Origin of the sequence: Candidatus Enterococcus huntleyi (genome assembly GCF_009933175.1) — a bacterium.
Lineage (GTDB): Bacteria > Bacillota > Bacilli > Lactobacillales > Enterococcaceae > Enterococcus_K > Enterococcus_K huntleyi.
Map to the genome: position 1 here is coordinate 99,916 of NZ_MAEJ01000008.1, position 12,239 is coordinate 112,154.

The 12,239-nt window shown below is 39.1% G+C and carries 13 protein-coding genes; all 13 read right to left on the reverse strand.

The window, feature by feature from the left end:
* Positions 1-296 precede the first annotated feature (296 nt).
* The 13 genes from BAU15_RS05830 to BAU15_RS05890 all read right to left on the reverse strand — a co-directional run bounded on the left by BAU15_RS05830 (position 297) and on the right by BAU15_RS05890 (position 12,202).
* Complete coding sequence (locus BAU15_RS05830; protein ID WP_161841801.1) at positions 297-1,853, reverse strand: putative ABC exporter domain-containing protein; 1,557 nt, start codon at positions 1,851-1,853, stop codon at positions 297-299.
* Complete coding sequence (locus tag BAU15_RS05835) at positions 1,837-2,598, reverse strand: ABC transporter ATP-binding protein (protein ID WP_161841802.1); 762 nt, start codon at positions 2,596-2,598, stop codon at positions 1,837-1,839. The genes BAU15_RS05830 and BAU15_RS05835 overlap by 17 nt, the downstream gene beginning before the upstream one ends.
* Positions 2,599-2,705: 107 nt before the next feature.
* Positions 2,706-3,113, reverse strand: a complete 408-nt coding sequence (locus BAU15_RS05840; protein ID WP_161841803.1) for a hypothetical protein — start codon at positions 3,111-3,113, stop codon at positions 2,706-2,708.
* Positions 3,114-3,326: 213 nt separating this feature from the next.
* Positions 3,327-3,521: a GHKL domain-containing protein gene (locus BAU15_RS05845; RefSeq protein WP_161841804.1), complete on the reverse strand. Its 195-nt coding sequence runs from the start codon at positions 3,519-3,521 to the stop codon at positions 3,327-3,329.
* A gap of 45 nt (positions 3,522-3,566) precedes the next feature.
* Positions 3,567-4,736 carry a sensor histidine kinase gene (locus BAU15_RS05850; protein ID WP_161841805.1) on the reverse strand — a complete coding sequence of 390 codons (1,170 nt, stop codon included), beginning with the start codon at positions 4,734-4,736 and terminating at the stop codon, positions 3,567-3,569.
* Positions 4,729-6,135: a sensor histidine kinase gene (locus BAU15_RS05855; RefSeq protein ID WP_161841806.1), complete on the reverse strand. Its 1,407-nt coding sequence runs from the start codon at positions 6,133-6,135 to the stop codon at positions 4,729-4,731. The genes BAU15_RS05850 and BAU15_RS05855 overlap by 8 nt, the downstream gene beginning before the upstream one ends.
* On the reverse strand, positions 6,135-6,887 hold the full coding sequence (locus BAU15_RS05860; protein ID WP_161841807.1) for a LytR/AlgR family response regulator transcription factor: 753 nt from the start codon (positions 6,885-6,887) through the stop codon (positions 6,135-6,137). Before BAU15_RS05860 ends, BAU15_RS05855 begins: the two co-directional genes overlap by 1 nt.
* A gap of 428 nt (positions 6,888-7,315) precedes the next feature.
* Entirely contained in the window at positions 7,316-7,576 is a 261-nt protein-coding gene (locus tag BAU15_RS05865; RefSeq protein WP_161841808.1) for a hypothetical protein, read from the reverse strand.
* Between the two features lie 193 nt (positions 7,577-7,769).
* On the reverse strand, positions 7,770-8,564 hold the full coding sequence (locus BAU15_RS05870; RefSeq protein WP_161841809.1) for a helix-turn-helix domain-containing protein: 795 nt from the start codon (positions 8,562-8,564) through the stop codon (positions 7,770-7,772).
* Between the two features lie 315 nt (positions 8,565-8,879).
* On the reverse strand, positions 8,880-9,440 hold the full coding sequence (locus BAU15_RS05875) for a DNA-3-methyladenine glycosylase I (protein ID WP_161841810.1): 561 nt from the start codon (positions 9,438-9,440) through the stop codon (positions 8,880-8,882).
* Positions 9,441-9,452: 12 nt separating this feature from the next.
* Entirely contained in the window at positions 9,453-10,352 is a 900-nt protein-coding gene (locus BAU15_RS05880) for a metallophosphoesterase (protein ID WP_161841811.1), read from the reverse strand.
* An 82-nt stretch (positions 10,353-10,434) separates the two neighbouring features.
* Positions 10,435-11,010 carry a GNAT family N-acetyltransferase gene (locus BAU15_RS05885; RefSeq protein WP_161841812.1) on the reverse strand — a complete coding sequence of 192 codons (576 nt, stop codon included), beginning with the start codon at positions 11,008-11,010 and terminating at the stop codon, positions 10,435-10,437.
* A 208-nt stretch (positions 11,011-11,218) separates the two neighbouring features.
* Positions 11,219-12,202 (reverse strand): siderophore ABC transporter substrate-binding protein, encoded by a 984-nt coding sequence (locus BAU15_RS05890; RefSeq protein ID WP_161841813.1) that lies wholly within the window; start codon positions 12,200-12,202, stop codon positions 11,219-11,221.
* Positions 12,203-12,239: the final 37 nt, after the last annotated feature.

Below are 12,239 nucleotides of genomic sequence, written 5' to 3' on the forward strand. Positions count from 1 at the left end.
GAGGACCAGCATAAGTAATTTATAAGGGTGCATTTCGATTGCCTTCTTTCTTCCTAGATTTTTATAAGTGTCCAGCTTGTCATTTTTCCAATCTTTGCTGTAAATATTACCTATAGTAACTTTAGTTTCGGCTGCGATTGGGAAAAACTGACACTTCTGACTGAGTAAATTTGTCTATCCCGACAGCCAACCAGTCACACTGAACGTAGAAAACACAAGAAATTCGTTGAACTGAATTCCTTGTGTTTTTCTCAACTCAGCAACTAGTTTTTAAGTCGCCATTTTTTATTAACAGCTTAATCGGCTTGCAGTGCATTGCCATTCATCATTGATGAACAGGCGTAGAGGATCGCGCCTGATAAACCGAGGTTGAAGAACAGCATTACAGGGATAAAGACGTTGATTGCGCCTAAGATGTCGCTATTTATTTTGTATAATAGATAAATTAGCCCGACACTTGGTGCTAAAATAACTGCCGTGACCACCATTCTGAGTGTTGAATTGATCATCTGATTGCTTCTTGTCTTCATCACGCGTAGCGATAGGACATTGCCGGCGAATAAAACAAAGACGAAGGACATGACAACTACCAAACCAACAATAAAATCCTTGGTGCTTGGATTGACTAAGAAAAGGGCTGGTAACATCATTAAGACACTCATCAGTAAGGTTTTACAGACTGGAATCAGTAAGGCATAAAACATTTTTTTGATGGCTGAATCAGGAATCAAGTAGATATAATTATTTTTCAAATCTTCTTCTAAAGCTGACTCACCGACATTCATGATCAAATAGCAGACCGCGAAGCCGACATAAACCATAAAATTCTTGTTGGCAATCAGCGCGCCCATCCCAATAACCATCGCGATACTGAAGAAATCATTGGTTTTAAAGAATTTTCTCGTTTTCTTCAGGACAAGAATGTTTTTCGAGAGAATCGCACCGGCATAGGGCTTATAATTCACGCTAGAGTCGACAACTTTTTGATTGGCTTCTTCTGTTTTACCAGCCATCGCCCGTTTGTAGTATTCCGTATAGTCCAGCGCATCGACCATCGCTTGCTCGTAAAAGTCGCCTTTTGCCCGAACCGTTAGGATAGAAAATAGAATACTGAAGACTGAGAATAGTGCATAAGGAATCAGGATGCCTAAAATATTGCCATTCAGTGTATCAAAGGCACTCTTGGCCCAGCCAATGAACGGCACATAATAGAATTCTTTTTGGTAGACAAAGCCACGTATCGCATCATCCATTTGTAACCCATTTTGAACGGCATTATAGGCCACAAAACCAACAATTGCCAATACAACAGCGCCGACCAGATAGAGTCTAATCTTACTTTTCTTACCTGAGATTAAATCCTTCAAATACAGATATTGCGTGAAGACAATCAATAGAAAATACGCTAAGGTATTGGTTACAAAGAGATTTAATATGTACCCTAATGGCATGGTAAACAGCTGGATTGTTCCCATGAAAATGAGCAAGGTGATGACTAGCGCACACATGACACTTTGAAATGCCGCGTCGATTAGCGTGTAACCCAGTATTTGTTTATCTGTATAGGGACCGATAAATAAGTAGTATGAATCTTCTTCAAAGAATAGTGCTTGTTTGCGTTGTAGCATAAATGTAGCAAACATAAATAACATAAGCACTAAGGAAACAATCCCGATTACTAGCACGCTAACCTCATCTAAAGGCGGATTAGATGTTCCTTTAAATAGTGGGAATAGGCCGACAGCCATTATTGCAATAACAAGTAAGGTAATAATTGCCGAAGTTGGTTTGGCAAACATACTCCGAATTTTTGCTTTCTTTTTGGTAAAGTATAAGTTAATAAGTTGCTTCACTAGAAACACCTTCCTTCATGCCAGTCAACTCTTCTGACAACAGCTGGCTGCTCTCTTCGTCTTCATTTAATTCGAAGAACAATTCTTTTAGTGATTTATCCGTTAATTCATGACGCATAACATCGGCTAAGACTTGGCCTTTTTTCATGATGTAGGCATGGTCCCAAATATCGTCAACCATATCAATAATGTGCGTACTCATCAAAATACTAGTGCCTTGTTTCTTCAATAATTGCATAATAGTCAAGGTATCTTGGATACTATTTGGGTCTAAGCCCATCATCGGCTCATCGACTAGTAAGGCTTTTGGCTCGACCATCAAGGCCAACGTCATTGATAATTTTTGACGCATCCCTTTCGATAATTCTTTGGCAATCGTCGTTTTCTTGTCTTTAATTTTGAAGAGAGCCAAATACTTATCCGCTTTTGCTTCATAATCAGGAATCCCATATGAGTTACCAATAAAATCGATGTGTTCCTTAATCGTTAACAAATCATATAAAACGGGTGTTTCTGGAATGTAGCCAAAGTTACGTTTGGCTTCAACGCTCAAATTCGGCTGTCCACAAATCGTGATTTCGCCTTTAAACTTTAATAAACCAATGATACTTTTGATCGTTGTTGATTTACCCGCGCCATTGCCCCCCAAAAGAATCGTAATTTCTCCTGGTCTAGCAACCAAATTCACATCATTTGCCCCAATTACTTTCCCATAATCTTTTGTTAAATGTTTCACTTCAATCATGATTTCACCCCACAGTAGTTTTCTAAAACTATAGTAATTACCTAGTAGTTTTTCTATAAAAACTATAGCATCTGGCTCGTGTAATTTTGACTGATTGTCCCAAACGGTTATTTTTCATTCCTAAACTGCACCTTATTTTGGAAATAGAGAGTCGCATAGAATAAGTAAAATAGATGAAACTCAATGAAAAAGCTGTAAATCAATTGTTCAAATCTCAAGGGAATCACCATACCAAACGCCCGTAAAATGTAGACTAGTGTAAACTCCACTAAGTAGAGTGAGATACTCGTGATAATGGCGTATTGTTGCGGTTTACTTTGATGATAAAAGAGTTGATTTAGAAACAAAATAAACGCCACGCCACTAATTAATAGGGCAACTATCAGTTGATAATAGGCAAACAAGCACAGGATGCCAGCTCCTAGAATAAGCAAAAAATACTTAAACTTGATAATTGGATAGGCGACTTCCCGATAGAGGATACTGAGAGTCACTGCAAATATAAGAATGTTCATATCACACACGCACCTTTAAAAAAATTGACGATAGCTATCTAAGAAAAGAGCTTTTTCGAACTATTTTGAAGTCCTTAGCTAGCGACTCTTTTCTTTCTATATTTACTATACCTTGCCACAAATAAAAAAGACCGTTTCTATCCCTTTCGGTCAAAAAACAGTCCTTATTAGTTAGTGTTTGGTCTACGAGGTGCTGTGTCGCACATTTATTTCTTATTCGACAATACTGAATGCTTGGATAAATTCATCATTTTGAATCGACGTTTGTTTCAAGACAAATTCATAACGATTTAAAATATTCTGATAACTACTTAAGCCCAATCCGCGATTCGTGCCTTTGGTTGAATAGCCTTCTTCCCAGATTTTTTGCAATAATGGCTTTTCTACTAACGAGTTCTTGACCAACACATTCAGTTCATTTGCTTCATTTAGTAGTAAAATACTGAGGCTGCCTTATTGCTGCTTGGCAACTTCCTCTTTGGCATTATCAATCAAAATCCCTAGGCAACGATTAAAATCACTGATACTAATCTTGACTGAGTCAATCGGGTAAGGAATCTCGATTGCATAGCGAATATTCTCTGTCTCCAGCTCCATCAGCTTGACTAATAGTAAGCTTTTTAATTCCATCACCTTTAGATTGGCTAGCTGGCTACTCAACATGATACTCGAGCCAATCTGCTCATCCAGATGATTCATCGTCGACGATAAGTAGTCTTGAATCGAGGAAATATCGCCTTCTTTGGCCTGCAAATAGATACTAGAAATAATATTCTTGTAATCATGACGCAGATTTTTCATCTCCACCTGCAGGTTCTCCAATTTTTGGATATAGAGTTGTTGCTGAATCAGTTCATTTTTTTGTCGCTCAACTTTTTCCATATTCATAAATAAATAGGAAGAGAACCAGATGAGGACTATGGTAAAACTGATGTCCGCAAAAAGAATCAAGACCATTTCGTTAGTATACTTGTGTATCGGATCAAACGAATTCACGAGAACTGCTTCATTAATCGCTTGGACAAACAAGGCGACGATGTGAGCAAAGACACTGATATTCACCACAATCACCAAAATCAACAGGTAACTGGTCGCTTTATAGTGGGAAATTTTTACCACTTTATCCACCGCATTCACTCGTTTTAGAATAAAGTAAATCCCTAAAGTCAAGAACGGCGTGACTGCGGAATAAACACAAGAGGCCAAAAAGAAATAACTTGATAAGTCGACGACACTATAAAAAATCCATAGTAATAAGTAACTACTGCCGATATAAATGATGTAACTGATCATGGCTGCCAACACAACTAGGGTATAATTTTTCTTGCGATAGGTTTTAAAAGCCACGACAACAACCGCAATATCCAGGATGTATAACAGATTATTGATAACCATGCCAGATAGGCCGGCGATACTAAACGAGGTCACATAGATGCTCCCACCAAATGAGATAACTTCCAAGAAAAAGGCAGCAATGACCATCCTCCAAGGGGTTATTTTCTCGCGAGTGAGTAACTGAATCGTAGCTACTAGGACGATATAGGACACCCAGCAAAAGATGAACTCAGTAACCATATAATAGTCAATAAAAAATAATTGCAAATTATCTAGCAATTCAGTCATTCAATTTCCCTCCAATCTTAAATAGTTGAATAAATTCATGCTCTTCAATCAAGGTCTGTTTAAACGCCGCTTCGTAGCGAGCCAAAATCCGTTGATAGCTACTCAAGCCAAGCCCACGATTGGCCCCTTTTGTCGAGTACCCTTCTTGCCAAATCTTTTGCAGCAACGGTTTTTCAACCAGCGAATTCTTCACCACTACGTGCAGTTCGCCGGACTCATTGGTCAGCTGAATGTGAACCGTCCCCTGCTTCTGATTACGGACTTCTTCTAAGGCATTATCAAGTAAAATCCCTAGGCAGCGGGTAAAATCGTTGGTACTCATCGCAATCTTCTCAATCACATAAGGAATCTGAAGAGTATAGGCAATTTTTTCCTCTTCGAGAGCCATGATCTTGACTAGCAAAAGACTTTTGACCTCCGCTACCTTCAAATTCACCAGCTGGCTGCTTAGCATGATGCCTGAGCCCACCTGCTCATCCAACAGATTCATGGTGCTGGATAGATAGGTCTGAATGGATGAAACATCGCCTTCTTTTGACTGCAAATAAATACTAGAGATCACATTCTTATAGTCATGACGGAAAGTTTTCATCTCGGATTGTAAGTTTTCCAACTTTTGTATGTATAATTGCTGCTGAATCAGCTCGTTTTCTTGCTGACGAACTTTTTCCATGTGCATAAATAAATAGGTAGAGAACCAAACCAAGCTGACCGTCACGCTACAAGCAATAAAGAAGACCACGAGACTCTCATTAATATTTTGATCCAGTAGCGCAACATCGCCGGTCGTGAACAGTTCACTAAATGCGACCATGGTACTGTTCACCAGATAATTAATCGCCCCGGTAATAATCAGTAAGCTTGCGAAAATAGTCCAAACAATTAGCTTAAACTGCATAATTTTAGCAAAGAGTTCATTTAACTTGATTTTCTTACACATTAGATAGAATAAACTCATCGGCAGAGCGGTCAATAGATTGGGGATAATAAAAACATAGCCAATGTAGGGTCCACGGGCGAGCAGCGTGATAAATAGATAGCTGAGTATAAAATCTGACAGATAATAGCTGGCATAGGTAAACGTAAACGCCAATAAAAACAGCTTCACCTGACGCTTTTGGACACTACGAAAATACATCAGATAGACCCCGGCCGTCAGAATCATAATCAACGAATTCCAACCAAAGACACCTAAGAGTTGAATAATCACTGGTGCCGTTGCGATTGCCATAAAAATAGCCGTCACAAGTGCTGCGACGAGTACATTATAGCTAAGCTTCTTTTTCTGGTTGAGTAAAAAACTCAGTAGCACCACCTGCATGAAATGGGCTAGAAAAACACCGATGAATTGAAAAACTCTTTGATGGGTAATCATAAAATAGAGTAGCTCACTGGCCATTAGCGGTACTCCTTAACGGTAGCTTTCATGCCACGAGAGACAAAGCAACTCTCGCCATTCTCAAAAGTAATCTCGTTATCCTTCGCATTAAAAGCTTTCATCTTGTCCAGATTCGCGATAAATGACCGATGAACCCGTACAAATGACTCGGGCAATTGCTCGGCTACTTCATTCAAATTTCCGGAAAACTCCATCATTTCCTCTTCCGTATGGACACTCACCACATGCTTTTTACTACTCGTCTCGAAAAATAAGATCTCCTTAATAGGAATATGCGTCACTCGGCCAAAGACTTTTACCTTAAAATAAGCTTCTTCACTGACCGTTAGCTCGTTATTTTGACCATGAATATGATCCAAACATTCATGAATCCGCTGTACAATCACCGCATTGTCATCCTTCACAATATAATCCATGACCTCTAGGCGATGACGAAATGTTTCTTGCAATAATTCATCATGCGTTGTTATGTATACGATAAATCCCCGCGGATCAATCTCCCGAATGCGTACCCCTAAGTCAAAGCCATTAAGTACTTGCTTCAAATCGACATCCAAAAAATAAATCCCTCGCTGCTTGGTTTCCTTCGCTTGTTGAATAATTTCTTCCGGAAAAGCCGAAGCCAGCACCACCTGAAAATCATAATCTTGAATCATACAATAAGACTCGATTGATTGTTGAACAAACTCGCGAATCCGTTGATCATCTTCACATATATATATTGGAACCATGGAATCACCCACCTTTTTCATTTCATTTTTTTCTTTGTTTCACTAGCTAGATTTACTGAATACGGCACAATAAATCGTTCCGCTCACTCCTCTTAGGCGAATCATCTACTGCAACCTTATCTTCAATCATCTAGCCTTTTTTCAGTTCGCCGTACCTTTATTCTACCTGATAAAAAGGAGAATACTAGAAAAAGAATAGATATTTTCTACTTCCACGCAAATAGTTTGCTCAGTTGTTCGACCAGAAATAAAAGGAAACTATAGTTGCCACAAATCCAGTCACTATGGTGTGCCTAGACAGTGAAAAACACCATCCTATCGGTAAGAATAGTGTTTTTCGTCAGTATTTATTTCGCCAAAATTTGGTTCTTAAATCTGACGTTTACATTGTCTATTTAACTTTTTTACTCTTCTTTTGTTCCTCTTATTCTGATGCTTCACTCTAGTCATTAGATCAGTTTGAGAAAAATCAGCGTGACCAGATACGGGATTGAAACAACAATAAAATAGAAGTAATAGTGCTTCGAAAAACCAGCTTCGTGTTGAGAATTTGCACGCATTCGGTCGCCAGATACAGCAGTACCAGATAATAGAATCCCTAAGATCAGAGTGGCTAGGCCAAAAAACATAATGAGGCTCTCAAAACCCAAAAAGTAGAAGAATAGGACACTTATGCTGGATGCAACAAACGTAAGCAGATAGTTTTTCATGCTGTTTCCTCCTCGAATTTATCGGTCGTTCATTCACCTAAATTATAGCATATTCCGATAATCGTCTCGCGGATTATCCCGATGACACATATCTTTTTAGCGCACTTCAGCGTCAACCTCTAGAATACAAAACAACGCACATTCTATTTTATAAATAGCCTGTGCGCTGTTCTCTCTTACTATCGATTCTTGCTTACTTCGCGTAATTCCGTATTTTTCTAAACAACCATGCATCCACGGTTCCTTTATCCAATTTGAAGATAAAAATGATTAGACAGATCAGGACTAACGTGATTTGCGATAAATTAAAGACGATGAATTCCATCGTAATCAATGATCCACCTATAGGTTCCATCGTATAATAGTTTAAGCCCAAAGAAATAATCATGGTGAGTATACTTAACAGCCAAATACTAATTCTCGTATAGCGCCATAAGCTGATCATCAGCCAGCTTCCTGCTAGACTGATGAGGGTAATAATCAGTCCGTCATTCCAAAACCAGCTTTCACTCGTCGGCAGCGCATACTGAATGGTTAATAATAGTGGCCAAACTAGGAAGGTAACCCCTAACATCGTTTTCAACAATCGCTCTTTTCCAGAATAACAAGCAATCGCAAAACTGCTACCAGCACATACAGAAGCACATAACACAATCAAGGACCATGAGGGTTTGCCGGTCAAACTAAAATCGACTACTAAACAAATCGCGTCTGCCAACACCAATCCACCAATAAAAATTAAAAATAAACTACTTAACACACTTCTTTTCTTCAAACTTGTAATCACTTTAACATCCCCTTTTAGTAACACATCTAGGGAGATTGAAAACAGTTCACTCAAGAGAACCAAACTTTCTATATCAGGATAACTACGCCCTACCTCCCAATTAGAAATCGTTTGTCTAGATACATTTAATTGTTGGGCTAATTCTTGTTGGGTCAAGTTAGCTTGCTTTCTCTTTTCCTGTAACCTTTCGCCTAAGTTCATCTATGCTTCATCTCCTGTTCACAGTATAAATTGTGTTTACTAAAAGAACCTAGAAAAGAAACTAAGCATCTAGCAAAATAGCTGCCTAGAATCTAAGCAAGCCTATTCTACCAATGATATTCTCCTCTTTAGGTTATCAGAACTTCTTTGATTTTTCCATCCATCATGGTTTCTTTTTGATTTAGCTATGTAGGTAAATTACCTAGGTATTACCTAGTAAATACAAATCGTTCATTTGTAGTCGATTTTCTCACAGGTTCAAATCCTACATTAGTGGATACACCTACTTGGGCATCCACTAATGTATCCGACAAATTATTGGCAGAGTTTTTTCCTAAAGCAAGACTCGATATGATCATTAACTAGTCCAATCGATTGCATGTAGGCATAAATCGTCGTACTACCTAAAAATTTGAAGCCACGTTTCTTTAAGTCTTTACTAATCTTGTCGGATAACTCTGTCGATGGCGGCACTTCGCTCAATTCCTGCCAGTGATTGATAATCGGCTGATGATTCACAAATGACCAAATATAGGTATCAAAACTCCCAAATTCTTCTTGGATTGCCATAAATTTTTGGGCATTATTGATGGCTGCTTTGATTTTCAGCGAATTACGGATAATCCCTGGATTATTCAACAGCTCTTCAATTTTTTTGTCATCATATGTAGCAATTATACGATAATCCCACTGATCGTACGCCTCATCAAATTGTGCTTCTTTTTTCAAAATAGTCAGCCAACTTAGCCCTGCTTGATTGGCTTCTAACATCAACATTTTAAATAATTGTTGGTCATTATGTTCCGGCACACCCCATTGATTATCGTGATAAACTGTTTCTAATTCATGCTTTTCAGCCCAGCCACAACGTTCCATTCTATTTCCCTCCTAATAGTCAATCAGCGTCATGGCTGATTGAAACTCATTCTTTAAATGTTGTTCTTTATACTGATCAAAAGCTGCTTGATTAGCTTTCAAAACACTTCTGATTTTCGCCATCTGGAAAGTCTCCATCAGCTGATTTTCTCGGATAAAGTCGCGCGTCAGCTGCCATTCATAAAAGTAGCCCAACGGTCGACAACTATAGAGCGTATTGCCAATCTGTTGCTCTTCAAATTTCCGATGCGTATGGCCAAAGACCACCTGCTGAACATTGGCAAAGCGATCAATTAGTTCTCCTAATGCTTCCGAACCCAGAAACGCATTCAGCTGATTCCAGCGCTGATATTTACCAGTCTGATAGACAATAAATTCGCGCTTAGGAACGAAATGAGTGGCTAAGACAACCTCGAGCCCTTTCTCTTCTAACTCCACTAAGATTTTTTCTAAACGCTGCAACCCCAAGCGATTAACCTCTGGATCAGAAAATTCCCGTTGAATAAAACGATCATACCAGTATAAATTTTTTAAGCGAAGACTCTCTTTTTCAGTATTCGTTGTCGAATAACTATAATCATACCAGCCGTTAAATCCTAGTAAGACTTTCTTTTCATTTAGAGGAATGAAGCGCTCATTTAGAAAATGAACATTAGGATAATGGGCCATCATCGCCTCACCGGTCACATCCGCCAGCTCATGATTGCCGAAGATAAAACTTGTAGCTAAGCCTTTATGATTAAAAAAATCCAGCACTGCCTGACAAGTCTTCAGACGATTAGCCGTATCACCAGCCAGATGCAGATGCGTCACCTCTTGCTCCATCAGGATAGTAAATAATTGCTGCAGCTCTTTTTCTGTAAAGTGATTAATGTCCACATGCAAATCACTGATAATCGCCAATCGACCCATGCCTACACCTGCCTTCTTCTAAAAAATACTTTGTTCCTATAAAATAAAAATCCGATCGAACCGTTTCTCTACTACTATTTGCTTACCTGCTCGCTGATTGTTTCAGCCATTCTTCCTTAGTCACGCCATATTGGATGTCTGTTACGATTTTTCCACGTAGTTTACGTGCAGCTGGAATCCGACCTTCCTTGGTTAAGCCAATTTTCTGCATCACTCGACCCGAATTTGGATTATCTTCATCATGCGTCGCATAGATTCGTGTCAGTCCCAGCTCATCAAAGCCAAATCGCATCAACTCGCGAGCGGCCTCTGGAACAATCCCTCGTCCCCAATAATCTCTATTTAGCGTGTAGCCAAGCTCACCGCTATTACTTCCTTCATCTACCCGCAAATCAATCGTTCCAACCATTTGCTGCGTCTCTTTTAATTCGATGCCATATTTACCAAAAGGCGCCGCCATAAAATAGTTCGCAATACTGATCGCGGTCTCTTCTTTATTTTGATGCGTTGGAAAAACAAATTTAGTTGTTTCTTCATCTTTTCCATACGCGTACATATCCTCGACATCCGCTAAAGTCACTGGACGCAAAATTAAGCGCTCCGTCGTCAAACGTTGATTTCGAGCAAAAATAAGATTCACATTTTTGACTAATTCCATAACCTTCACCGACCCTTCTGACTGTTTCTCTCTACTATACAGAACCCACGCAGAAAGTTCAAACAGGAATTTTTCCGCCTCTTGATTGACTCTCAGAAAGACATTTTATCTATAAAAAGAGTGGCAGCTTTTACGCTACCACTCTTTTCCGTGAATAAACGTTGCGCTAGAAGTTCCTTCTACCACAGACTTTTATTCAAATACTCTATTAAAATGCGTTATTCACATCTTCTAACATTAAATGAACAGATTCTAGTCCGCCACCGCTTAAATACCAAGTGTCTGGTGATAATTGAATGACTTTATCATTTTTACCAGCCGTCGTTTGTTTAACCAACTCGTTATCTGTTAGGTTGTTTTGGCTATCATCGCCACCGACTGCTTTAGTTCTATCAACAACGAACAAGATATCTGGATTTTTTTCTAAGACATATTCAAATGAAACACTTTGACCGTGTGTTGATGCTTCAATTTGATCATCCGCTTGCGCAAAACCAAAAGTATCATGCACGATACCAAAGCGTGAGCCTTGACCATAAGCTGATAATTGACCTTCATTTGCTAAGACAACTAGAGCTTTACTGCCACTTGCTTCAGCTTTTTCTTTCGTTGCTGCGATTTCTTTATCTAAGCTTGCTAAAGCATCCGCTGCTTCAGTTTCTTTGCCGAAGATTTTCCCTAAAGTAGTGACATTCTGTTGAATAGATGCCCATGTATTTTCGTTATCGACAGCTAAGAATAGCGTTGGCGCAATTTTCGATAAATCTTCCATGAAATCACGTTGACGACCAGAAATGATGATTAAATCTGGTTGTAATTGATTAATTTTTTCCAAATCAGGTTCTTTAAGGCCACCCGCTGATTCAACAGATGTGTATTTGTCTAGGTAAGTAGGTAAATTATCCACCGCTGCCCCAACGACTGCATCGCCGGCACCTAATGCATCAATTGTATCTAATGAACCATTGTCAAAAACTACGACTTTTTTAGGATTCGTCGGCACAGTTACTTTGCCGTTGCTATCTTCCACTTCAATCGTTTTCGGTGTTGCTTCGCTAGAACTTTGCGCGCTTTCTGAGCTTGCTGCTTCTGAACCAGATGCGGCGGTTTTTCCTTTATCTCCATTGCCACATGCGACTAATACCATACTCAAGGCAGCGACTGCTAGGCCTGCCAATAATTTCTTTTTCATTTTTCGTTCTCCCTTTGTTCAAATTATTTGTCTTTCC